Origin of the sequence: Paenibacillus sp. GbtcB18 (assembly GCF_019091125.1) — a bacterium.
GTDB lineage: Bacteria > Bacillota > Bacilli > Paenibacillales > NBRC-103111 > Paenibacillus_F > Paenibacillus_F chitinolyticus.
In genome coordinates this window covers 889,534-912,120 of sequence record NZ_JAGXJX010000002.1, presented here as the reverse complement: position 1 = coordinate 912,120, position 22,587 = coordinate 889,534, and the positions used below count along the sequence as shown (strand labels likewise).

Sequence of the window (22,587 nt, the reverse complement as noted above, 5' to 3'; positions counted from 1 at the left end):
GGGCCGCCTTAAGCCAGGAACGCGGCGCAGGTTTCCCGCAGCCCGTCGGCGATGCGGTACCGGGGGCTCCAGCCCAGCTCTTCCCGTGCCCGGCGGTTGTCCAGACAGCTGTGCCGGATATCGCCGGGCCGGGCTTCGCCGAACAGGACCGGCACAGGCGCCGACCGGGTCTCGCGGATGAGCTCGGCCAGCTGCCGGATGGTCGTGCTCCGGCCCGTGCTGACATGGTAGAGCCCGCAGCCCGTAGATGCGGCGGCCGCCAGATTGGCCTCCACCACGTCCCGGACATACACGAAGTCCCGGGTCTGCCCGCCGTCTCCGTGAATCGTGATGGGCTGCCCCCGGCGCAGCTGCTGCAGGAACACGGCGACTACGCCGCCCTCCCCTTTGGGCGTCTGCCTCGGGCCGTACACGTTTCCGTAACGAAGAATCGTATAGGGCAGTCCGTACAGCTTGTGAAAAATCCGGATATAGCCTTCCGCCGCAAGTTTCGACTGACCGTAGTACGAAATGGGCGCGGCCGGGATATTCTCCGATAATTTTTCGTGCACGCTGTCTCCGTATACGCCGGATGTCGAAGCGAAGACGAACCGCCGCACAGCCGATTTCCGGCAAGCGTCAAGGAGCGACACCGTTCCGGTAATGTTGACCTGCGCATCGAAAGCGGGATCGGCTATGGATCTCTGAACGTCGGCTTGAGCCGCCAAATGGAACACGACTTCGGGCCGGATACGTCCGACAAGCTCGTGAAGCTCCGGGCTGTTTAGTTCCAGGACATGAAGAACGGCTTGGCCGGGCACCCATTCGGCCTTCCCGCTCGACAAGTTGTCGAGCACATGGACTTCATGGCCCGCGTCCGCGAGCGCTTGCGCCAAGTGAGAGCCGATAAAGCCCGCCCCTCCGGTGACTAAGGCTTTCATAACGCACCTCTTTTCTCTGTGCTTGTATCCTCCATATCGTATGAAAGCAGGGGGGGCGAAGGTACGGGCACAAGCGGAAGAATCGGCCGGTCCGGCACGTTTCCGCCGCCTTTTTTATAGGATAGAGGCCATTCTCCATGTCAATCCCGTTATCCCGTCCATATGATAAAAGAAGATGCTTGTTCTCCGCGCAAACGGTGCGGGCTGCTGGAACGCCGGTAAGGAAGGAAACAGAGGCGAAACGGGGGGAAGGCTCTTGAAAATATTGCTCGCGACCTATTGGCCGGTTCCCCATCTCGGCGGGGTATGGCCGTTTATGCTTCAGCTCAAGAAGCGGCTGGAAAACTGGGGGCATCAGGTCGACCTGATGGGGAACGGACCCGACGAACACAAATATTACATCTACGGAACCGACCTAAAGGTAATGAAAGACGACCTGATGCACATGCTTCAGGCAAAATTAAACCGGAACATGCTGCCTGCCCTTCATCAGGACCCGCTCGTGCGCCGGGTGGAAATGGACCGCTACTGCATGGAATTGGCCGCGGCTTCGTTCGGACTTCAGCAGTATGACGTCATCCATGCCCAGGACGTGATCGCCTCGCTCGCGTTAAACCGGGTAAGACCCCCGAGTACCGGTCTGGTGGCGAGCATTCACGGATCACTGGCAAGGGAGATTAAAATCTTGCTGGATGAGGAAGGCAGGCTGGATTCCGAGAAGCTGCGGCCGCTTGCGCATCTTTATTACCGGACGCTCGAATATCACGGCGCCATGGCGGCGGAGAAGGTGGTAACGGCCTCCAACTGGCTGAAAAACGTCCTCTCCCGGGAATACGGCGTACCCGCCGGACATATCGAAGTATCGCCCTACGGATTCGATATGGAGCCGTTCGCGCGCAAGCTCGCCGCCGGTACGCCTCTGGTCCGTCCGGAAGGGAAAAAACTGATTGTGTGCCCGGCGCGTCTGGAAACGATCAAGGGGATTCACTTTCTGATCGGTGCCCTGGCCAATTTGAAACAAAGACGCTCCGACTGGATCTGCTGGCTGATCGGCGACGGCGACAAACGCGATGAGCTGATCGCACAGGTGCGGGCTGCCGGGCTTGAGGACGACGTCCGGTTCCTCGGGCACCGGGAAGACGTGCCGGCCATCCTGGCGCTCTCGGATATCTTCACGCACCCGAGCGTGCAGGATAACCAGCCCTTTGCCGTCATGGAGGCGCAGACGGCAGGCAAGCCGGCCGTCGTATCCAATGCGGGCGGGCTGCCGGAAATGGTCGCTCACGGCGAGACGGGGTTTGTCTCTATGGTAGGGGACACCGATACGCTGGCCTACCACCTGGAGCTGCTGCTTGCCGACGACGAACTCCGGCTGAAGATGGGCGAAGCCGCCCGTCTCTCGGGCTGCGAACGCTGGTCCCTGGACCGGATGACGGAGCATTTCGTAAAGACCTATCTGGCGGCCAGACAGAGCCGGGGAAGATTTTAGCCGATGCGGGTAATCGCCGATTGTCGCCGACAACGCCGATAACGGAGATAACGCCAACGAATACCAACAAACACCGATAACGCGGTAAACGCCAAAAACCTCACGTTAGATGCGAGGTTTTTTTGTGAGCCGCGACGATATATAAATAAAGCAAAACGGGATAGCATCCCGCCTGCCTTTGCCGCAAACGATCTCGTTACGGAGCGATAACGAATGCCCCGAAGTGAACGGGTCCGCGAATCGATATGCTGCCCAGCCCGCGGACGGCAACCGTCAGGAAGTAGGGCTGCGAACCGGCCGGAACGACCGAAGCTTGAATCGAATGCTGGAACGAAACCGTCAGGATGTTGTCCGTGATAGTCGTCAGAACGCCGGTACCGATCAGAGCCGAATCGTCCGTCTCGTAAATAACGGTTCCCGTGGGACTGCCCACGCGGATTCTGACCTGCAAAATCGGCAGCAGCGGAGTGGCGAGAAGAAGGTCGGGCTGCCAGCCGATCGTTCCCTCAAAACGGAGAAGATTGGTAGTATCCGCAGGCGTCAGGTTAATCGTGGCGACTTCGAGCTCGACGCCTCCCAGCAGCGGATTCGTCACGGGAAAAGGCAGGGAGCCTCCGCCTATGAGAGCATCATTAGTCTGATAATCCAAAATGGTAGCCATGATAGTTCATCCCCTTTTGAAAGAGTAGTCTTACAAGACTAGTAGATTCACTCTCAGGCTGTTTCGAAACGGACAAGTAACCGGTTGAAAAAAACCAATTCGCCGGATTTCAGTTCTCTTCGAGGACAAATCCCTCGAACAAAATCGGGCCTTCGATCAGCGCTTTGCCTCCAGGCGAACGCACGGTCAGGTAATAAGCCACGATTTCGGCCGCGCCCCCTTCGTCTTCCCCTTCCATCTTGGCCGTCCCTCTGCGGAAACGCGAATCTTCGCTGCTCTCGACAAGGGGGCCGTCCGGATGATCGCGCCGTATTTTGATTTCCAGCTCGCCGATGTCGTAAGTGACGGGGTTGCTCCAGGCGATGCTCGCTTTAAAAAGAATCCGGCTTCCCGGCGTAATTCCGTACAAATAGAGGGGACACAGGAACATTTCCTGATCGCCCGCTTGAAGCGGCAGCGCATAGGTATGCGGATCTATTTCCACCTTCTGATAGTACTTGTACATGACGTTTACCTCCGTGTTCCGGATGCTCGCGACTCACATCCTTTCTAACAGAGTATGCCGGGACGCGGCGGGGGATTGGATGTGCGAGTCCATTTTTCCGGGCAAGGACGGGGGTCCACGCTGAACGTCCCTTTCGCGCATTGAATACAAGAGGAGGCCAAAAGGAGGGAGTAGGATGCGTTTACAAGACTTGGCGGGGAGCTACGACTCCGTATTCAGCCTTGGACAAAACTGCCTGCCGGCGATTCAAATGGAAAGGCACGGTCTGCGCTCTTCCGCAGGGGTGCTGGATTGGATGATGTCGGATTCGCTCGCGGACGTGAACCGGCTGCTGGGCAGACGGTTTGACGGATTCATGGAGCTTGCCCATATGAGCGTGGTGGAGCCGGTTACCCTTCAGCCGAATTATCAAGTGAAGGATTCCGCATACGGCGTCATATCCGTCCACGATTTCCCGGTGAACCGGAATTCGCCGGAACAGCTTTTCACCTACGGAGAATTCAAAGAAAAGCTGAACCGCCGGATTACCCGGTTTTTAAAACAATTAAGCGAGGAAAAGCGTATCCTGTTCATTCGCATGCACGGAACGTACGAGGAGACGGCCGAACTGGAGCAAGTGCTGAACGGGCTTGTCGCGCATGAATATAAGATCCTGCTGGTGGAATACGAGCAGGTGCCGGGTCTGGTCGAGCTAGACTGGCCGCTGCCGAATACGTGCGCCGTCCAGGTCCCCTATGCGGATATCTGGAATTTTAACAGCGACCGCTGGTGGGATATTTTTTTTGCCGATATCAGCTTGAAATAAGGCGCGGCGGAAGGGAGACGGGGCGTTCATGGACTTAAGCGGAATAGCCGGAAAGTACGATCTGATTTACAGCCTGGGGGGGGACTGCACGCCTTCCATTCAATTAAAAAGAATGAACTTGCGTTCGTTTTCGGGTGTATTCGACTGGATGATTTCCGAACTGGAAGATGTGAGCGGAGTATTGGAAAACAGATTCCAGGGATTTATGGAATCGGGCAATTTGAAGGCGGTCGGGGTCGATTATGGAGGCGGGAATTTTCTTATAATGGATAGAAAATCCCGGATTATTTCGGCGCATGATTTTCCTCAAAATCAGAACCATATCTTCCATCTGGCTTCTTATCCGGAATTCAGGAGCAGGCTCGACCGCCGCATTTACCGGACTCTGCATCACCTGATGTACGGCAGCCGGCTGCTGTTTGTCCGCACGAACGCGTATTACGATGAGGCGCGCGAGCTGGAGCGGGTGCTGAACGGGCTGGTAAAGCAAGATTACCGGGTGCTGGTAATCAACCACAGCAACGCTGACGGCATCACAGACCTGCAGTGGTCCCTCCCCCGGACGTGCGCGGTCGGCTGCTACAGCATCAACCCGGATTGCTGGGATATTCTTTTCAAAAACGTCAGCCTGAGCTGAACCGGAGAGCGGGCGGTCCCCATAGGGCTGCCCGCTCTCCTGGGTTGTGCCGGAAGTTCGCTGCCGATTCTGCAAGGCGGGTGTTCATGCTCGTTTCGAAGGGCATGACCACGCATACTCGGGCGGAAAAGAACGCCTTTTTTTGCGCGTCTCCACATCCGCCCTCCCGATCCGGCGACCCGGCCCATACGATATGACAGAAGAGGCCGCAGAGAAGAGACGGAGGTGAGCGGCGGGTGAAGAAGAGACGGAAGACACCGCTTGCGCAAAGTAGTGACGTAAACAGCCTGCACACGTACCGCAACGATCCCGCTCCGAAAGTGTCCGTGGTGATCCCGGTCTATAACGAGCGGCGGTCTCTTGCGGCTGTTATACGGGAAGCGTACCGCGTTCATCCGAGCGTGGAAGTGATAGCCGTAGTGAACGGCTCTACGGACGGTTCCCGCGGCATCGTGGAGCAAATGGGGCCGAGGATGATCGCATTCGATACGGCGCTCGGCCATGATGTCGGCAGGGCCGTCGGAGCGCGGGCGGCCCGAGGGGATATTGTGCTTTTTACGGACGGGGATATCGTGATTCCCGCCGCAAAGCTCTCCGCTTTCGTCAAAGCCGTGGAAAACGGAGCCGATGTGGCCATGAACACCTACGTCGGTCCGGTCAAGCGCGACAGCGTTCACCGCGTCATCCTTGCCAAGCATGCGCTGACCGCTATGCTGGACCGGCCGGACCTGGCGGGAACGTCGCTGACGACGATTCCGCACGCGTTAAGCCGCAGGGCGATACACGAGATCGGGGCTGAGGCGCTAGCCGTCCCGCCCAAAGCCCTGGTGCTCGCTCTTCACAAAGGGCTAAACGTCGAGGCCGCGGTATATGCGGCCGTAGGAGCCAAGAATCCCAGGAGGAGAAAAAGCGCCGGAAGAGATCCCGTCGGGGACTTGATCTTAGGCGACCACCTGGAAGCGCTGCATGCCTGGGTCGAAGCCGCGGCGTTTTCGGAAGGGGCGGCGGAGCCTATCCCGACAGCGACAGGAAAGGAGGGAGCGGATGAAGCAGCTGAAGACTAATAAGAAGCCGTCCGGCACAGCGAGAGGACAGAAGCCGCGAAGCCGGATGCGGACCCGCAGCGGAAATCCCGGGAAAACCGGCGCGAAAGCGAGAACGTCCCGGAAGGGACGGCGGATTGCAGAGCTTGCGGCAGCCGGACGGAGACTGGGAGGTCTGCTCGCCGCAGGCTTACCGGTCCGGTCCGCTTCCGTAGACGGAGACGAAGCGGGCTCCTACCGGACGGATGAAGCGGCGGCGCGCAGACAGATGAACGATCTCTGGGCCCGCCACGGCGGAGTGCTGAGCGGTCTGAATCCCGCGGGACCGGAATATGCGGCTGCCGCGTCGGCTTTTGCGCAGGGCTATTGCGAGAGAGTGGGGCTGCGTGACAAGGGCTGGTTTCCTTTTCCTTCGGACCGGCGGGTTTCCGCCGTCATTCTTCTGCACGGCGCGGGACCTGAAGCCTTCACGGTGCCGGATTCGCCTTTGCTGAGACTGCTCGGGGAACTGAAGCGGCTGGCTCTGCACGAGGTTATCCTCGCTTCGCGTGACGAGGCGGTCACCCCGCAGCTGGTTCAAACGTTTGCGGCTCCGCGGCTTGAAGCGGAAGTGAAGCTTGTCGACGCGGGAAACGTGTCCGCCGGGTCCGTATCCGGGGACGGAGCGGAAAGGCTGGCGGCAGCGGAAGCGGCGGAAGGCGACATCCTGGTGTTCCTGGATGCGTCCGTGTCTTCTGCGGCGGAGGAAATAGCGGCACTTGCCGGTACGGTCGCCGGCGGGAGCGATGCCGCCTTGTGGGGCGTTTCCGCGAAGCTGCCTCACTTTCACAAACGCCCGCCCGAAGTCATGGCGAAGCAGTTCGTCAACTACGCGCTGGGCCGCCGGGATTTGCGGGCGGACAGCTTGACCGTCCTGCCCCACGCTCTGTCCCGCCAGGCGGTGACGAAGCTCGGCGCGGAGCTTGCCCACCCCGCCAGGGCGCATGGAGCCGCTCTGCTGGAAGGCCTCGCGGTTGCTTCCGTGCGGCTTTCCGGCGGGGATTCGCGGGGTGCCCGGCCTTTCGCTTGGCTGGACCGGAGCCGGGCATCCGATCACCTGGAAGCGCTCCGGCTCGCCATGGATAGGCTCGGTCCGCGGCTTTTCTATCCGGACAACTGGCGCCGCCGGGGATACGCTGCGGATACGTATTCTCCTTATATAGCGGAGGAGCCGTCTGTTTCGGGAGATTTTTCACGGGAAAGCATCTGAATGGAAATTAAGGAAGCGGGGGGCCGCAGAGTCCGGTCCCGCTGCAAGCGCGTCGCTTGTCCGCGGACACCCGCGGTTCTCCGTGCATATACTTTTGAATAAAAGAAAACCGGGCGGCGCAGAGGAAGGAGGAACGGGATGGAACGCGAAAAAGACACGCTGGTGCGGCATATTTCCAGATCCCATCTGGAGCTCGCCAAAATTCTTCACTATAAAAGCGAGGTAGCCGCGCATTTGGCGGGATTGATCGGTCAAATTCCGGATAAGAACCCGGCGTTTGCGGATAACGAAACGCTTCTGAGCCAATCGGTTAACGTTACACGGAATGTAACGAGTTACTTGTCCTCGCTCGCGGATCTGGAGGAAGCGCTGGCGACTAACCTCGGGCTAGTCGTGAAGGAATTGGAAAGCGGCGAAGTGAACGAATAGCCTCCGGAAACGGGCGCCGTAAGCTGAAAGACGGGACGTCGAAAGCACGCCGAAAGCTGAAGCGGAAAGAGGCGGAGGGCGGATACGGCAAAGTACGCAAGGCATGTAAAAGAAAGGCGGGCGGAGCTTGTGAGCAGGGAAGTCTCCTATGTACGGATTCTCCAGTCCGTGGCGCAAATGCAGGTGAGCATCGCGTCGATACTGGAAGCGAAGGCGGCGGAAGCCGAAAAATCGAAAGCGTGGATATGCGGTCATCTGACGGCGCAGCAGTTTGCCACGCATCAGGATCAGGTGCAGCAGCCGCTGGAGGTTCACGACGGTTTGATCGAGCTGATCGAGGCGATAACGAGAATGGAACAGTCGCTCGGCAAGCATCTGCAAATTGTAATCGGGGAACAGGAAAATCAGGGCGGCGGTGGCATGGGCGATTTCTCCGATTTGCTCGGAGGCGGGAACAAATGACCCCGCGCCTGACGGAAGATGCCTGGAAGCTTGAGATGCTGCAGGCTCTGGCCCGCAGCCAGCGGGCGATGATGCGCGTAACCGAGGCGGCCGCCGCACTGCCGGGAGCCGCTGCGCGGGACGAGGACTCCTCTGGCGGAGAAGCGGATACGGCGGGCGGTAATCAGCCCGCCGATCTGCTGCTTCCGCCGGAGGCGTTTCCCGGCGGCCGACGGCCCGGTTCCGCGGCCAGCGGGCTTCTTCAGACGCTGGCCGCCTATCATTTCGTGCTGCAGCGCAAAATCGACCTGCTGCTGCAGCCGAACCGCCGCCGGTCGAAGACCGCCGCGAAGCCGTGGCTGAACACGCGTGAGCGGGTCCGTTCGGGCACACGGGCGTTTGTCAGCCCCGGCGCGGAAAAGCCCGGGGGAAACGCCGAAGGAGCGGCGGCTTCGGCGCCGGCCGGTTGAGCCCGGCGGGAGCGGAAGCCGCCGCTTGCGCCGGCGTATTCGCGCCGGTATGAGCGGGAAGCGGACGTGCAAGCAAAAGCGCCAAGCAAAAGCGTTAGAGCTGCTGCTGATGCGGGAACTGCACCGGCATGGCGGCGGATGAGAATGCAGAAGAGGCAGATGCAGCAGATGCAGCAGATGCGGCAGGTGCGGCAGACAGCGGGTTTCTCATCCCCAGCGCACGAGCAGCCCGCCATGTACCAGTCCGCCGCCGAAGCCATAAAGAAGCAGCAGGTCGCCCGGCTTGATTTTGCCTTCTTTCAATCCCATATGGAGCGAGAGCGGAATGGTGGCCGCCGAGGTATTGCCGTAATACTCCAGGCTGTACAGCGTTTTCTCGACAGGGAAATCCATGCGTTCGCAGACGGATTCGATAATGCGCAGATTAGCGCTGTGCGGGATAAACCAGTCTACCTCGGACATCGCCATACCGGCCGAATCCAGCAGTGCGCTTACCCCTTTGGGGACCGTGCCGACGGCGAATTTGTATACTTCCCGGCCGTTTTGGACAAGCTTCCCCGCACCTTCCAAGTCTTTCTCCCCGAGGCGGTCCGCCAGTCCGGTGCGGTACAAATGCACGCCGCCCGTACCGTCAGATCCCAGATAGTGCCCAAGGAAAGCGCCGGGAGCCCCGTCGGCCGCGGCTTCAACGAGAGCGGCTCCCGCACCGTCGCCAAGCAGAATGCACGTGGTACGGTCCGTATAGTCGGTAATGGCCGACATGTGATCGGCGCCGAGCACGAGAATTTTGCGGTGCAGGCCCGCCGTAATAAAAGCGTTCGCCGTATGAAGCGCATAAACGAAGCCCGCGCAGGTCGCGTTCAGGTCGAGTGCGCCCGTTGACGGGATGCCGAAGTGCGCCTGTACGAGACAGGATACCGTCGGGAAAGGAAGATCCGGCGTATTGGTCGCCGTCAGGATCAGATCCACATCCTCCAGGGAAACCCCGTATTCGGCGATCATGTTATCGATGGCGGAGATGCACATATGACTCGTATATTCTCCGGGAGCGGCAATCCGTCTTTCCCGCATGCCGGTTCTCTGGACGATCCATTCGTCGTTCGTTTCCACCAGGCGCTCCAAGTCGGAGTTTGTTAATCTTTTCTCGGGAACATAGCTGCCGACCGCTGAAATTCTTGCTTTCGAGTTCATCCGATCACCTCACCAAGGGTATAGTAGTTGATATTAGTACCAAGTACTAAAAATAATGTACACTAAAGAAGCTCCCTCTGTCAATCGGCTGATTTCCTATGGTGAACCGGTCCGTAAGCCCCCATTTGGGAATTGGCGGAAGTAAGTCTCTCAAACCCTTCTCCGCTCCCTGGGAGGGGCCGCTCGAAACGAACTGCCTGTTGATCCTTCAGCCTGAGCAGGGGGACTGATACCCGGGATTAAGACCGACATTATGCGGACGGATTCAGTCGGTTTCGGGTAGAAAAATTTTTCCCGATTCCTTGCCAAACTTTGTCCGGGTGGGATATGATTGTTTTTTTAACATATCTTAAGACTGTAAAGGTTTGTTTATAGTCGAGCCGACAAGGAGTCTTGTTCCGATGAAATTGTTTTTTTCTACGATTCAATGGCTGGCCTTTATTCTGGCCGGAAGCCTGGTCGCTCCGCTTGCCGTAGGCAATGCGCTGCATCTGCCGCCGGCGGATATCGCTACGTTTATGCAGCGGACTTTTCTGCTTATCGGCGTCTCCGCCCTGCTGCAAACGCTTTTCGGTCACAAACTGCCGATGATGGAAGGCCCCGCCGGCCTGTGGTGGGGTATTTTCGTTGTATACGCGGGCCTGATCTCTTCGGGTGCCCTGGCGCTCGCGGACGGTCTTCGCCAGCTTGAAATGGGCATGCTTTTGACGGGAGCGCTGTTCCTGCTGCTCGGTGCCCTCGGATGGATCGGTAAAATCCGCAAGCTGTTTACGCCTCTTGTCACAGGCACGTACCTGCTGATTCTGGTTGCCCAGCTCAGCGGCTCTTTTATGAAAGGACTGCTTGGAATCGGCTATCTGCAGGATGCCGTGGATTCGCGCGTGGCCCTGCCGGCCTTTGCCGTGCTTCTGCTTTCAATGCTCCTGCCGCGGACACGCAGCCGGTTTCTCCGGAATTATTCGATTTTGCTTGCGCTGTTGACGGGCTGGGTCCTGTTTATGCTGCTCGGTATCGCGCCGGACGTGCCGGCTTCGGATGCGGCGTTCGCCCTGCCGGGAGTTTTCGAGTGGGGACTTCCGCAGTGGGACGCGGGCATTCTGCCGACGTCCATCCTGATCGGTCTGCTGCTGCTCGCAAACCTCATTGCAAGCATTCAGGTTGTGGAAAAAGTGTCCGCCGACAAAAGCGCGGCCGCAGCCCCTGTGAACTACAACCGCACCAGCCTGATGATGGGCGTCTCGACGGCGCTCGGAGGCTTGTTTTCCGCGATGGGCTGCGTGCCCATTTCCGGAACCGCGGGATTCATCCTGACGACGGGACTGGTCCAGCGGCTGCCGTTCGTGCTGGCCTCCGTCGGCATGGTGCTGATCAGCTTGTTCCCGCCGGTCACGGCCATTTTCACCTCCCTGCCGATGCCGGTGGGTTACGCGGTTATCTTCGTGCCGTTCGCTTCGATGATCGGCCTTGCGCTGCGCGAATATCATTCGCTTAAGGGCGGCGACCGCGATTATTTTATTATCGGGGTGTCGCTGATGATCGGCATCGGCAGCTTGTTCGTCCCCGCTTCGGCGATTGCTCAGCTTCCGGGTCTGGTCCGCACAGTAGCCAACAACGGGCTTGTGCTGGGTATGCTCGTCTGTATTGTCCTGGAGCAGTTATTTCTGTACCGCGAGCGTTCCGCATGTAAAAAAGACGCCTCCGCGGTGTAAGCCGTACGTATGAAAAAAAGCCTCTGACAGATCGATGCATTGGATATGCATCTCCTTTGTCAGAGGCTTTTTTGCTTGCCGCGCGGAGCGGTTGTGCTGCGGCGTCATCGGCTGTGGCTCGCGCGTCGCCCGCCTGCGCACCATCGCCGACGCGAGCCGCAGGCATGTCGCCTCGGGGCTCCTGCCGAGGCGCCCGGCGGAAACTCCCGCAGCGGCGCAGCCCGCTTGCGCAGCCGGCTTGCGCTGGCCGTCTGCGTTGCCCGCCCGCGTGACCTGCTTGCGCTATCGCGGCCCCGCGGCTTTAGCCGTGACTGCCGCTCCTAAAGCGTCACCGTTACGGACGTCCCCCGTCCCGGCTCGCTTTCCGCCGCAATGGAGCCGCCGAGCCGCAAGGCCAACTGCCTGGCGATCGCCATGCCGAGGCCGGTCCCGCGGGTGGTGCCTTCCGTGTTCGTTCCGCGGTAATAGCGGTCGAACAGTTTACCCAGAGTCTGCTTATCCATGCCCACTCCGTTGTCTTCGACTCGCAGGATGAACCCCCCTGGCGAGGTAGCCGCCCCCTCCGGGGCTTTCCGTAGCAATACCCGAATCTGCGTGGACGGAGGGTTGTGGCGGACGGCATTGGCAAGGAGGTTGTCGAGGATGCGGCGGAGCGCCTGCCGGTCGACGGAACGGACAAGCGCCTCCTCTTCCGGCTCGAACGACACGTTGGCGTGAGCGAACTCCGCATCGTTCACAACCCCCAGAATACAGCGGCGCACGAATTCGTTGAGTTCGGTTTGTTCCGCGACCTGGGGCCTCTCGTCGTTGCTGAGACGGAAAGTCAGACTGAGATCGCCGATCAGCTCATCCATAAAATCCGCCTTATCCTTGATGATAGCCGCAAATTCCCGGATTTCCCGTTCCGTCCACGTGTATTGGGGCGTTTCGAGCATATGGGCGTACCCCTTGATGGAAGCCAGAGGTGTCTTTAAATCGTGAGAGATGCCGGAGATCCACTCATCCCGCGTCCGCTCCAGACGCCCCCGGGCTTCCTCGGCGGAGCTTAAGGCGCCGGACAGATGCTCCATCGACTGCATGACATCGCCGTACAGGCGGTAGCGCCGCTTCAGGCGCCCGTCCCTGCGCCGGCTGCCCGATCTCCCTTTCGCCACGCCGGGCTCCGTATATTCTCCCCGGCTGAGCCGGTGCAGCCAAGCGAGGATATGCACGATCGGCGTGCCGAAGCGGTGGCCGTACCAGAACGCCGCTCCGACGAGCAGAACAAGCAGCCCGGCGGCCAGGCCGACGAATGCCGTGAGCACGACCTGCGCTTCCGTAGCCGGGAAGACGTTCTGCTCCGCGCCGCGCATGGGGGCATGGACGAGCCAGGTGCGGCCGTCCTCCAGGCTGCGCGAAGCGGCGGCGAACCCGTAACGCTCGCTGTATTGGCGGCGGAGAGCCAGATCCTGCAGCGTATAGACCGCGGGGATCGAATCCGGCCGGTTGTACGAAGCGAGCTCCCTGCCGCTGCGGTCGAGAAGCTGGAGAACGGCGCCGGACCGGTCCAACTGCTCCCGGATGGAAGCGGATATCATCGGCTGCTTGTCCCCGGGCGGACCTGCGGCGAGAATCTCGTCCAGCAGAACGTTTTCGGTGCTGCGTTTTCCGTAGAGCAGCGTATAGGTTTGGCCGTCTTTTTCTTCGATCCAAAGGAAAAGGGAATAGGGGAACGGCTTATTTCCCGTCCAGTAATCGATAAATTCTCCGGGCTCGTACTGTGCCGGGACATCGGCAGGCGTCCCGTAGGACCGGATAACCGCCCCGGTTTCATCCACCGCCTGCAGCCAGCCGCCGGACCGGAGCGCTTTGTCCAGCAGAGCCTCGTCGAAGATCAGTTTCCCGTTCTCTGTCCGGACCGTTTGGACGAGCTTGGACATGCCGGCTTTGCTGAAATCACGGTTCATTTCGAGCTTTGCCATGCCGGTGAGCATATAGGCGACGGCTCCCCCGATCAGCAGCAGAATAAAACCGCTCACGGTCACAAGCTGAATGACAAAACGGAGAATCAGCCGTTTTCGGACCGTCACGGTACGCGTACCTCCTGTGAGGCCGCCGGGCGCACAAGCTTATAGCCGAGTCCGCGCGCCGTCACAAGAAAGCGGGGATCGCCGGGATTTTCCTCGATTCTTTCGCGTATGCGGTGAATATGCACCATCACGGTATTGTCGTCTCCATAGCTGTCCGTTCCCCATACCTGCTCATACAGCTGCTGCTTGCTGAAAATCCGGTTCGGGTGGCGGCACAGAAATACGAGCAGTTGAAACACGAGCGCCGGACACGCCAGACTTTGCCCCTGCACCCGGAGTTCTCCGGCCTGCACGTGAACCTGGAAACGTCCGTAGTCGTAGTGCTCGGAAGCTTCTTCCGCCGCCGCATCGGCAGCTCTCGGTCCCCCGGCTTCCGGCGCGGTCCGGACATTACGTCTCAAACGGGCTTTGATGCGTGCCGCCACTTCCAAAGGATTGAACGGCTTCGTCACATAATCGTCTCCCCCCAGGGCGAAGCCGGTCAGTTTATCGAGATCGGAGCCCCTGGCGGTCAGAAAAAGAATCGGCGCATCCGTTTCGGCCCGCAGCAGCGGGCAAATGTCGAAACCGCTTTTTCCGGGGAGCATGACGTCCAGAACAATCAGATCATAGGCCTGCCGCTTGGAGGCCTCCAGAGCCTCCTCGGCGGTTGAGACGGTATCGATCCGCGTAAAACCTTCCTTGGCAAGAACTTTCTCCAGCATATGCAAGAGAGCCGGTTCGTCGTCGACGATCAACAGCCGGGCTTCTTTCATACAAAACCGCTCCTTTATTCCATTCTTGTTCCCATCATATCACGATCGGGTGAACCCGTCTGAAACAGCACCTTAACGGAACCTTAACGAAAGAGGAAAAGAAAGGCTGCGAAAATAAGCTTCCGGTAATGCGGCGTTTCGGCTGAGGTAATGTCCGCATGGTACGCTAAACGTGCCGGAGCAGACAGATGAGACAGAGGCTCGGGTGTTCTTAAAGAACTCGTAAAGGAGAGGGAGAAATGAAACGAACAGCGACGATCTGGGGGATGGCAGCGGTACTGTTAGTTCTTCCGGGACTTGCCGGTTGCGGCATGACGGAAGCGAAGCCGTCTTCGGCCGTTTCGCCCGCGCCCCCGGCAGCTTCGCCGGATGCGGAGAAAGAGGCGAAGTTTGAGCCGGAGAACCTTGCGGCCCTATTTTTGGAGGGAAAAATCAAAGAGATTTACAGCCGCTTCAGCCCTGAATTCAAGAAAGACGTGAGTCTGGAGCAGTTAAGCGAGCTGGCCGGGGATTTCAATAAAGACGTCCGCGCGTATAAGCTGCAGAGCAAGCTGCCCCTCGGGGACGGGAAACGTTACGTATGGACGGACGAGTCCGGGCAAAAAGGGCTGACGGCCGCTATCGACGGCAAGGGGATCATCCAGGGGCTTCAATTCGTTCCTCTTAAGACGTATCCGGCTTCGGACGAAGCATTCAGCCGCACGGAATTTTCCCTTCCTTTCCGGGGGGAGTGGAACGTGCTTTGGGGCGGAACGAACGTCCTTCTGAATTATCACTACGAGCATGAATCCCAGCGGTACGCTTACGACCTTGTGCAATTCAAGGGAACTTCCACCTACACGGGCGATCCGGGCAAACTGGAGAGTTATTACGCGTACAACCAGGAAGTGACGGCTCCGGCTCCCGGCATCGTGAAAGCGGTGGAGAACGGCAGGCCGGATAACCCGATCGGGCAGACCGACGAGAAGAATCCCGCAGGCAATCACGTGGTCATCGATCATGGCGGCGGTGAGTACAGCTTTCTGGCCCATTTCAAAAAAGGCACGATCACGGTAAAACCCGGGGACAAAATCGAACGGGGCCAGCTTCTCGGGCGTGTCGGGAACTCAGGCAATACGAGCGAGCCCCATATCCATTTTCACGTTGGGGACAGGGCGGATTTGTCGGGGTCGAAGTCGATCCGCATCCGTTTTGAGGGGGGAGCCGCGCCCAAGCAGGGCGACGTTCTAAAAGGAGTCCGCTAAGAGACGTAAGTCCTCCATTCTTTTTGTCGAAAGCCGCTCTTTTATCTATAGAAGGAATTTAGGGAATCGGTTAAAATAGGTAAAAGTGATGCAACATATCGCATGAACGGCTCGTCAGAAAGAGAAAGGGTGGAGGTGAACATTATGAAAAAAATGACGAATATCGTCCTGTTGGCCTCGTTGCTCGTGTTCTCGCTCGGTTCTTCGGCCTTCGCGTTTTCCGATTTGAAGGGCAGTCCCGATGAGGCGGCCATTCAATCTCTGCAAGAGAAAGGAATCGTTGAAGGGATGGACGGCGACAAGTTTGCACCGAATACATCGATGACGGCGGCTCAGGGCGTACAGTTGATCGTTAAAGCACTTGATTTGAATCTGGGCAAAATCCGCTTCATCCGCGCGCCTAAAGCAAGCGACAGCTTCACGAAAGCCAAGGATGACGTCTGGTATTCCGAATCGTTCATCATTGCGGCTATGAACAGTCTTCCGATCGGCCGGGATATCGATCCCCAGCAGACGCTGACACGGGAGCAGTTCGCCGAATGGCTTCATGCCGCGGTGGACAAAACAGGCCCATATCCGGTTGTGAACATGTTCGTGAACATTGCGGATCAGGCGGAAGTGACGCCGGGCAGCATGAACGCGATTCAGGTTTTGCTCCTGACCAAGATCGCCAAGCTGGACGATGCGTCGAAGTTCAATCCGAAGAAGCCCATTACCCGCGCCGAAGCGGCTGTAATGGCTTATAACGCGATGGAATTCGTCGCCAAGCACAGCAAGGCGGAGGAGCCTGCGACAGCTCCTTCCGAGGAAGAAGGCGTTAAGGTCATCGTGGAGAAACAGAACGATGAGCTTAACAAGGTAACCCTCTCCCGCGGTCTTCAGCCTAACCCGGGCTACGGAATCACCATCGACCGTGTGGACTACGTTTCGGATTCGGAAGCCGTAGCCTACTACACGCTGCGCAAGCCCGACCCGGACAAAATGTATCCGGCCGTCATGACCGAAGCGAAAGCTTCCGTCACGGTTAAAGCCGGTTATAAGGTAACGGCTAAGCCGTCGAAGTAAAAAGCCGCGGCGGCATAAAGTCCCGCAGGTCCGGCAGAAGAGGAGCGAGGCTCCTGCGCTGTCTCGGACTTAGGGCGATGCCCGGCATCCCGAACACCTCCCTGAAATCGGATTCGCGATTTCAGGGAGGTGTTCGGCGTTTACGGGACGATGAAGGAAAATACCCGATACGTTTTGTTTCTGAACCGATGGACGGATCGGTCGGCCGTGGGGATGCGGACCGTTTTTGCATGGACGGTAGCCATGCGCGAACGTTCAATGGTAAAGTGAGGGTAATCTAATTTAGCGGCGGCCGCTGTACCCGGCGGTAGTTCCCGCCGTCAAACAAAGGACCTTTTTTTCATGACGTTTACTTTAAAAGGCTATCGGATGACGGAGCTTATCTACGATGATCCCTGCTTTATGATTTGCTACGCGTTCTCCGAGCGCTCCAACCGTAAAGTGCTTCTTAAGGTGGTTAAAGACGGAAGCCGGACCTTGACCGAAAACGCTAAACTGCTCAATGAATATAAAGTGGCTTCTTCGCTGAGAATGGACGGCATTCTTACCCCCACGGCGGCAATCGTCGAGAGCGGCGGCACCGCGCTGGAGTATGAGCCGGTTTACGGGCTGACGCTCCGGCAGCACTTCGAGATACGTGCGGTCTCCTTGGAGGAATTTCTGAATATCGGTATCCGTTTGACTTCTATTCTCCAAGAGCTTCACGGCAAAAGCGTTCTGCATTTGAACATCCGGCCGGACACGATTTTGATTCAACCGGCAACGGGGAACCTGTACCTGACCGGTTTCGGCTATTCGAGCCGGACTCTTCAGGATGCTTGGGAAGGAGGCAGCATCCCCCTTCTCGAAAGCAGTCCCCACTACATGTCCCCGGAGCAGACGGGCCGGATGAGCCATGGCGTCGATTGCCGATCGGATCTGTATTCACTCGGCGTCACGCTGTACGAGCTTCTTGCAAGCCGGCTTCCGTACACGGCCGAGGATGCGCTCGGCTGGTCGCATGCCCACATGGCGCGGGAGCCGGCCCCTCTGCGCGGCGGCACCGGAGCCGTTCCGCGGGAGCTGGCCGCCATCGTGGCGAAGCTGCTCCGCAAGGACCCCGAGGACCGCTACGAAAGCGCCTCGGCAGTCAGCGCCGATTTGCAGGCGTTCGCGGGGGCCTGCATGACTGCCGCTTCGTCGGCAGCGGAAACCGGCGGAGAGAAGCGCGCCGGAGAGCCGGGCGCCGGCCCGCGCGGGGCGTGCCTTCCGGGCGGCAAGCCTGACCGGGAGGCACGCTGTGCCGGGGACGGCCCGGTCAGGCCGGAAGGCCCGGCGGGTCCGGCAAAGCCGGCCGGGCGTGGCGAGCCGTCCGCCTCCGGTGCTCCGGGGACCGCGGAGGAAACGGCCGCTCCTCGCATCGGAGAGACACAGGCCGCTTCCCGCGCGGAATCAGGCCCGCCGATTTCCATCGGTGCCCCGGCGAATGAGACCGATCCGAACACGAGCTACTCCCAGGCGCTGGACTTGTCCGCGATCATTCAGTCGTCGCAGGCGTTTGCGCTCGGTGGAGACGGACGGCGAATTGCGGCAAGGCTGATGTTCCTGCTTCTGCAGACGGCGGGCGCGGAGCGGGCCTGCCTGATCGCCGTCCGGCAAGCGGGGCGGGTGTGCGTTCTTTCCGCGGAATTCGCGGAAGGAACCGTCACCGTGACGGACGCGCCCGTAGATGTCGAAGCCGATTCCCGCTTCGATACGGAAATGATAGCCGCTTGTATTCGCGGGCGGACGCCCTGTTTCCGAAGCGGCAAGGAATACGGCTCTCTTCTGGCGCTGCCTTTGATGTCGGGCGGCGAAGCGGCAGGCTGCCTGTACATGGAGAATACGCGGACAAAGCGGGCTTTTGCCCCCGAACGATACGCGGTGCTGCGCACGCTTGCGGCCCAGGCGCTGTTCACGGCCCAAAGAGCGCCGGATTTATCCCTGGAGGGGCCGTCGAATAAACCGGTTCCGGCGGCGGGACACAGCATCGAAACTTTGACCGCGAGGGAAAAAGAGGTGCTGCGGCTGATGGCTGCCGGATTATCCAACCGGGAGATCGCCGCAAGACTGTTCATCACGGCCGCCACCGTCAAAACGCACGTGAAAAACATTTTTCACAAAATGAAAGTGGATCGCCGGATCAAAGCGGTGACGATCGCCAAATTTCTGGGCCTTCTGGATTGACGGGAGCGCTGGATATCGTTTGTTTCCAAAACCGTGCCTCTATGGAGAGCATGGTTTTTCTTTTTCCCGGAAAGAGTTCGAAAAAGCGGGCTAATCCCCGTCAGAAATCAACCGTTTGGGGGATGGATGTGTCCGGTACGGGAAGCTACGATAAAAGTGGCATTCCCTTTTGCCTAAGTAGACAGACAAATAAACCGCAGAACGGGATGCCTAACAAACGGGAATGGAGTTACGCATGATGAAACGATGGAGGTCGGTAATTTCAAGGCTCACGGTGTTACTATTGCTGGTATCGTCCGCTGCGCCGGTATGGTCCGCGTCGGCACAAGCGGCGCCTGCCGTTCAGCCGCAAGACGGTGGGGAAGTAAGAACAAACCTGAATTCGCCCGGCAGGGTTATCCGGGATGTTAAGCCCGTGCCTCACGATCCGTTTAATCTTCCGACGGACGGCGGCGGAAAGTTCCGGAATGTCAACACCTCGCAAAACGTATTCATCACGGAGGAAGATTTTGCGGATATTCTCTTCTCGGCTATGTATGCCGACAAGGTCGTCATTACGGAGAACGGGACGGTACTTGCCGCACTCGAAATCAAGGGAAACGGGCAAGTCAAATGGATCGGCGGAAGCGGAACGGTGTTCTTGGATTCCTACGATCCCCTCGAAAGTAAGGCCGATTTTAGGATATCCGGAGCAGCGGTTGCGAAGAAGATGAGCACCTTTCGAATAAGCGTTTATTCGGCCATTTACGAAGAGCTGAGTCTATCTCTTGTCAAAGCGCCGAGTGCGGTGCTTTTTTTTGACCCGTGGTCGGCGCAGGCGGGACAAACCGTACAGCTCAACGGTAAAATTGATGTCGATGCGCCGGTAAACGTAAGCTTATCCGTTTCGGACGGTTCGCTCAGTCAAACGGATATGGCGACAGGATTAACGGGGCATTTTATGCCAATGTTTACGACGCCCGCCCGTCCGGGGAAAGTTATACTTACGGTGAAAGTACCGGGGATATCGAGGGACCTCGCGGAAACTTATGAAATTGACATTACAGGGCCTCCGCCTCCGAGAGCAGTGAAGATAGAGCAGGATGTAGCGGGCGGATTCGGAGGATTAATTAATCTGAAGGCCGAAAACGCGTGGCCGGATACCATTTCTTTTCAAATTAAGGATAGGCCGCTTCACGGAAAGCTGGACCCGATCCATCCCCCTTTCTGCCTATTCGATGCTTGCAGCGCCAGCGTTTTTTACACGCCGGAGGCCGGGTATGCGGGTAAGGACGGATTTTCCTACACGGCAAGCAACGGAGTGGAAACAAGCGCGCCCGCCTATGTCGATATCACGGTGCTTCCGGCCGGTACGGAGAAAGCGGTGATTTCCGCGGACCGGCTAAACCCGGAAGCGGGCGGAGAGAGCGAAATTACCGTAAAGGTGCTGAACACGGACGGCACGGTAGACACCTCTTTTGGCGGGGACAGGCCAATCACCGTTAAAGGGTACAGCATGCCGCCGTCGGGTACCGCAGGGACAATGAACGGAACGCCGCTGAAATCGCCGTTAGGTACCAGTGTAACGGTCCCGTTCAGCCGTGGAGAAGCCCGGGTAACGCTGGTCCTGCATCATGCGGCGGCTCAGGGAATCCGATTTGAAATCGGGCGGCTGCGGATTCCGCGGAGCAATACCCTGGAGTACAGCCCGATGCCCGCGAAATTGGACCGGCTGACGGTCGTCCGGCAGCCCCGCGGTCCATTGGAGCCGGGAGGAGGAGAACTGGCCGCTCAGCCTGAACTGAGCTTGACCGACAAGTTCGGAAACCCGGTACTTGTACCCCATCGCGTAACGGCAGAGGCAAAGCAAGATGCCGGTGCATGGACGCCGGACGGGGACCTCACGGTTACCGCCATAGGCGGCCGGGCTGTTTATGCGAATCTCGGCGCGCGAAGCACGGATATGACGACGGATATAAGCGGCACGCTTACTTTTACGGCCGACAACGGAGTTAAAGCGGACAGCTCGCCTTTTGTGGTGAAGCGCGCCAATCCTGCTCCGGTGGCGGAAGATTTGCGTTTTAACGTGCAGGCCGATGCGCCTTTGACGGGGAAGCTTGCCGCTTACGATCCCGGCGGCGACGCCTTGTCGTACAGCGTTGTATCCGGCGGTTCGCTCGGCACCGTCTCTTTGCTGGATGCGAGCACCGGGGAGTTCCGTTATACGCCGAATACCGGTGTCACGGGGACCGACACGTTTACTTATACGGCGTCGGACGGCGTGAATACGTCACGTGAGGCGGTCGTCACCCTTGTCATTTCGCCGAGGGAACCTCTTATGACCGGCATCGAACTTCAAGGAATGCCGGTGAGCCTGGAAACCGGACGTACGCATCAAAGCGTCGTAAACGCGGTTTACGAAGACGGAGGGCGCCGGCCGCTCAAGGAACGTCTTGTCTTCAGCTCCTCGGACGAAACGGCAGCCGTCGTGGACGCGGCCGGACTCATCACGGCGAAGAGCGCGGGAACGACCGTTATCCGTGCGGTATACGGGGATTTGTTCGCGGCAGAGACGACGCTGAAAATTACGAAAGCGCCAGAACCGGGCAATCCTTCACCGGACAGTTCCGGAGGCGGAGGTTCGGGGCAGGAACCGGTCCCTAATCCGAATGTGAAAAGCATATACGTGTCGGCGGGAAAATCCGGGCTGCTCGAGTTTAACGGCGAAATGACGGCGGCGGTGTCCGAAGGCTCACACGGAGAAGGGTTTTGGCTGGAAGCGGAGAAAAGAACGGCCGGTCCGGCCGGCATTCCGGAAGGATATCTGCAGCTCAGCCCGGTTTTCGAGATGAGAAAAAGCACCGGCGTGCCGCTGAGCAAGCCTTACGCGCTTACGATAAAGCTAAGCGGGGAAGGGGCAGGCGATAACCGGAATCCAGCGATTTATTATTACAACGGGACGGATCAAAAATGGACACCGCTCCAAAGCCGGATCAAAGACGGCGCCGCGGCGGCGGAAACGGAGCTGTTCGGCCGATTTGCGGTTCTCGCACCTCCGGCAGCCCTTCTTCCTCCAGTGGTAGTCGAGCCGGCGAAGGAACATCCGGCCGATATCGAAGGACACTGGGCACAGGAGATAATCCTGCAGGCAATCGAGAAGGGGCTTGCGGAAGGCTACGAAGACCGCACGTTCCGTCCGGACCGGACGATCACCCGCGGCGAGTTCATCGTTCTGCTGATCCGTGCGCTGGGGCTTGCCCGGCATGAATCCGGGCCGCCGTCCTTTGCGGACGAAACGGCGATTCCCGGCTGGGCGAAGGATGCCGCGGCGATTGCGGCCGCGCGGGGAATCGCGGCCGGATACGAAGACGGCGCCTTCCGGCCCGGAACGCTTATTACCCGGGCCGAGATGGCCGCGATGATCGGCCGCGCGGTGAAGCTTCCCGCAGCAGAGGGCTCGTCCCCGGCGTTTTCCGACACCGGCGAGATTCCGTCTTGGGCGGCGGACCTCGTAAAACAAGCGGCGGAAAACGGCCTAATCGAAGGCCGCGAAGGGAACCGCTTTGCTCCACAGGAGCAGGCCACGAGAGCGGAAGCGGTTGTGATGCTGCTCCGCCTGAAGAAAGCGGCCGACGCTCCGGCGGCGGGTAAGTAAGGACGTCCCGCCGATCCCCCCGGGAGTGAGGAACCCCACGCGTGCGGCCGACCACCGCGCTGCGCC

At 59.1% G+C, this 22,587-nt stretch carries 19 protein-coding genes; 13 read left to right on the top strand and 6 right to left on the bottom strand.

Annotated elements, in window-relative coordinates:
* Positions 1–8: 8 nt before the first annotated feature.
* The gene (locus KVT34_RS09440) at positions 9–920 is read right to left on the bottom strand and encodes an NAD-dependent epimerase/dehydratase family protein (protein ID WP_217558311.1); all 912 of its coding nucleotides are present in this window, start codon (positions 918–920) and stop codon (positions 9–11) included.
* A gap of 256 nt (positions 921–1,176) precedes the next feature.
* On the opposite strand from KVT34_RS09440, the gene KVT34_RS09435 reads away from it, so the two are divergent.
* A complete protein-coding gene (locus KVT34_RS09435) occupies positions 1,177–2,409 on the top strand; it encodes a glycosyltransferase family 4 protein (protein WP_217558310.1) in 1,233 nt (410 codons plus the stop codon).
* Between the two features lie 196 nt (positions 2,410–2,605).
* Here KVT34_RS09435 and KVT34_RS09430 read toward each other — a convergent pair whose 3' ends face one another.
* Both KVT34_RS09430 and KVT34_RS09425 read right to left on the bottom strand, forming a co-directional pair.
* The gene (locus tag KVT34_RS09430) at positions 2,606–3,070 is read right to left on the bottom strand and encodes a hypothetical protein (RefSeq protein ID WP_217558309.1); all 465 of its coding nucleotides are present in this window, start codon (positions 3,068–3,070) and stop codon (positions 2,606–2,608) included.
* Positions 3,071–3,179: 109 nt separating this feature from the next.
* Complete coding sequence (locus KVT34_RS09425; RefSeq protein WP_217558308.1) at positions 3,180–3,575, bottom strand: hypothetical protein; 396 nt, start codon at positions 3,573–3,575, stop codon at positions 3,180–3,182.
* Between the two features lie 175 nt (positions 3,576–3,750).
* On the opposite strand from KVT34_RS09425, the gene KVT34_RS09420 reads away from it, so the two are divergent.
* From KVT34_RS09420 to KVT34_RS09390, 7 genes are all read left to right on the top strand, one after another.
* Complete coding sequence (locus KVT34_RS09420; RefSeq protein WP_217558307.1) at positions 3,751–4,380, top strand: DUF1796 family putative cysteine peptidase; 630 nt, start codon at positions 3,751–3,753, stop codon at positions 4,378–4,380.
* A 28-nt stretch (positions 4,381–4,408) separates the two neighbouring features.
* Complete coding sequence (locus KVT34_RS09415) at positions 4,409–5,017, top strand: DUF1796 family putative cysteine peptidase (RefSeq protein ID WP_217558306.1); 609 nt, start codon at positions 4,409–4,411, stop codon at positions 5,015–5,017.
* 236 nt (positions 5,018–5,253) lie between these two features.
* Positions 5,254–6,081: a glycosyltransferase family 2 protein gene (locus tag KVT34_RS09410; protein ID WP_217558305.1), complete on the top strand. Its 828-nt coding sequence runs from the start codon at positions 5,254–5,256 to the stop codon at positions 6,079–6,081.
* Entirely contained in the window at positions 6,062–7,309 is a 1,248-nt protein-coding gene (locus KVT34_RS09405; protein ID WP_217558304.1) for a hypothetical protein, read from the top strand. The genes KVT34_RS09410 and KVT34_RS09405 overlap by 20 nt, the downstream gene beginning before the upstream one ends.
* A 138-nt stretch (positions 7,310–7,447) precedes the next feature.
* Positions 7,448–7,738: a hypothetical protein gene (locus KVT34_RS09400; RefSeq protein ID WP_217558302.1), complete on the top strand. Its 291-nt coding sequence runs from the start codon at positions 7,448–7,450 to the stop codon at positions 7,736–7,738.
* 129 nt (positions 7,739–7,867) lie between these two features.
* Positions 7,868–8,200, top strand: a complete 333-nt coding sequence (locus KVT34_RS09395; protein WP_217558301.1) for an alpha-helical endospore appendage domain-containing protein — start codon at positions 7,868–7,870, stop codon at positions 8,198–8,200.
* Positions 8,197–8,649: a hypothetical protein gene (locus KVT34_RS09390; RefSeq protein WP_217558300.1), complete on the top strand. Its 453-nt coding sequence runs from the start codon at positions 8,197–8,199 to the stop codon at positions 8,647–8,649. The genes KVT34_RS09395 and KVT34_RS09390 overlap by 4 nt, the downstream gene beginning before the upstream one ends.
* Before the next feature lie 207 nt (positions 8,650–8,856).
* Here the strand turns inward: KVT34_RS09390 and KVT34_RS09385 are convergent, their stop codons facing one another.
* Positions 8,857–9,840 carry a ketoacyl-ACP synthase III gene (locus KVT34_RS09385; protein WP_217558299.1) on the bottom strand — a complete coding sequence of 328 codons (984 nt, stop codon included), beginning with the start codon at positions 9,838–9,840 and terminating at the stop codon, positions 8,857–8,859.
* A 401-nt stretch (positions 9,841–10,241) separates the two neighbouring features.
* On the opposite strand from KVT34_RS09385, the gene KVT34_RS09380 reads away from it, so the two are divergent.
* Positions 10,242–11,549, top strand: a complete 1,308-nt coding sequence (locus tag KVT34_RS09380) for a purine/pyrimidine permease (RefSeq protein WP_217558298.1) — start codon at positions 10,242–10,244, stop codon at positions 11,547–11,549.
* Positions 11,550–11,869: 320 nt separating this feature from the next.
* On the opposite strand, the gene KVT34_RS09375 is transcribed toward KVT34_RS09380, so the two are convergent.
* Positions 11,870–13,618 (bottom strand): sensor histidine kinase, encoded by a 1,749-nt coding sequence (locus tag KVT34_RS09375; RefSeq protein ID WP_217558297.1) that lies wholly within the window; start codon positions 13,616–13,618, stop codon positions 11,870–11,872.
* The gene (locus tag KVT34_RS09370; RefSeq protein ID WP_217558296.1) at positions 13,615–14,373 is read right to left on the bottom strand and encodes a response regulator transcription factor; all 759 of its coding nucleotides are present in this window, start codon (positions 14,371–14,373) and stop codon (positions 13,615–13,617) included. The genes KVT34_RS09375 and KVT34_RS09370 overlap by 4 nt, the downstream gene beginning before the upstream one ends.
* 239 nt (positions 14,374–14,612) lie before the next feature.
* Here KVT34_RS09370 and KVT34_RS09365 point away from each other — a divergent pair, with 239 nt between their 5' ends.
* The 4 genes from KVT34_RS09365 to KVT34_RS09350 all read left to right on the top strand — a co-directional run bounded on the left by KVT34_RS09365 (position 14,613) and on the right by KVT34_RS09350 (position 22,521).
* Positions 14,613–15,617, top strand: coding sequence for a M23 family metallopeptidase (locus KVT34_RS09365; protein ID WP_217558295.1), 1,005 nt, complete (start codon positions 14,613–14,615; stop codon positions 15,615–15,617).
* A gap of 144 nt (positions 15,618–15,761) precedes the next feature.
* Complete coding sequence (locus KVT34_RS09360; protein WP_254634661.1) at positions 15,762–16,682, top strand: S-layer homology domain-containing protein; 921 nt, start codon at positions 15,762–15,764, stop codon at positions 16,680–16,682.
* Between the two features lie 342 nt (positions 16,683–17,024).
* Positions 17,025–18,887, top strand: coding sequence for a protein kinase domain-containing protein (locus KVT34_RS32355; protein WP_217558292.1), 1,863 nt, complete (start codon positions 17,025–17,027; stop codon positions 18,885–18,887).
* Between the two features lie 235 nt (positions 18,888–19,122).
* Positions 19,123–22,521, top strand: coding sequence for an S-layer homology domain-containing protein (locus KVT34_RS09350; protein WP_217558291.1), 3,399 nt, complete (start codon positions 19,123–19,125; stop codon positions 22,519–22,521).
* The last annotated feature ends 66 nt before the right edge of the window (positions 22,522–22,587 follow it).

What these genes read in the sequence shown, in the direction of transcription:
- KVT34_RS09370 (WP_217558296.1), bottom strand. Translation starts at nt 14,373, where the DNA reads ATGAAAGAAGCCCGGCTGTTGATCGTCGACGACGAACCGGCTCTCTTG.
- KVT34_RS09365 (WP_217558295.1), top strand. Translation starts at nt 14,613, where the DNA reads ATGAAACGAACAGCGACGATCTGGGGGATGGCAGCGGTACTGTTAGTT.
- KVT34_RS09350 (WP_217558291.1), top strand. Translation starts at nt 19,123, where the DNA reads ATGATGAAACGATGGAGGTCGGTAATTTCAAGGCTCACGGTGTTACTA.
- KVT34_RS09415 (WP_217558306.1), top strand. Translation starts at nt 4,409, where the DNA reads ATGGACTTAAGCGGAATAGCCGGAAAGTACGATCTGATTTACAGCCTG.
- KVT34_RS09405 (WP_217558304.1), top strand. Translation starts at nt 6,062, where the DNA reads ATGAAGCAGCTGAAGACTAATAAGAAGCCGTCCGGCACAGCGAGAGGA.
- KVT34_RS09420 (WP_217558307.1), top strand. Translation starts at nt 3,751, where the DNA reads ATGCGTTTACAAGACTTGGCGGGGAGCTACGACTCCGTATTCAGCCTT.
- KVT34_RS09440 (WP_217558311.1), bottom strand. Translation starts at nt 920, where the DNA reads ATGAAAGCCTTAGTCACCGGAGGGGCGGGCTTTATCGGCTCTCACTTG.
- KVT34_RS09380 (WP_217558298.1), top strand. Translation starts at nt 10,242, where the DNA reads ATGAAATTGTTTTTTTCTACGATTCAATGGCTGGCCTTTATTCTGGCC.
- KVT34_RS09390 (WP_217558300.1), top strand. Translation starts at nt 8,197, where the DNA reads ATGACCCCGCGCCTGACGGAAGATGCCTGGAAGCTTGAGATGCTGCAG.
- KVT34_RS09430 (WP_217558309.1), bottom strand. Translation starts at nt 3,070, where the DNA reads ATGGCTACCATTTTGGATTATCAGACTAATGATGCTCTCATAGGCGGA.
- KVT34_RS32355 (WP_217558292.1), top strand. Translation starts at nt 17,025, where the DNA reads ATGACGTTTACTTTAAAAGGCTATCGGATGACGGAGCTTATCTACGAT.
- KVT34_RS09400 (WP_217558302.1), top strand. Translation starts at nt 7,448, where the DNA reads ATGGAACGCGAAAAAGACACGCTGGTGCGGCATATTTCCAGATCCCAT.
- KVT34_RS09425 (WP_217558308.1), bottom strand. Translation starts at nt 3,575, where the DNA reads ATGTACAAGTACTATCAGAAGGTGGAAATAGATCCGCATACCTATGCG.
- KVT34_RS09360 (WP_254634661.1), top strand. Translation starts at nt 15,762, where the DNA reads ATGAAAAAAATGACGAATATCGTCCTGTTGGCCTCGTTGCTCGTGTTC.
- KVT34_RS09385 (WP_217558299.1), bottom strand. Translation starts at nt 9,840, where the DNA reads ATGAACTCGAAAGCAAGAATTTCAGCGGTCGGCAGCTATGTTCCCGAG.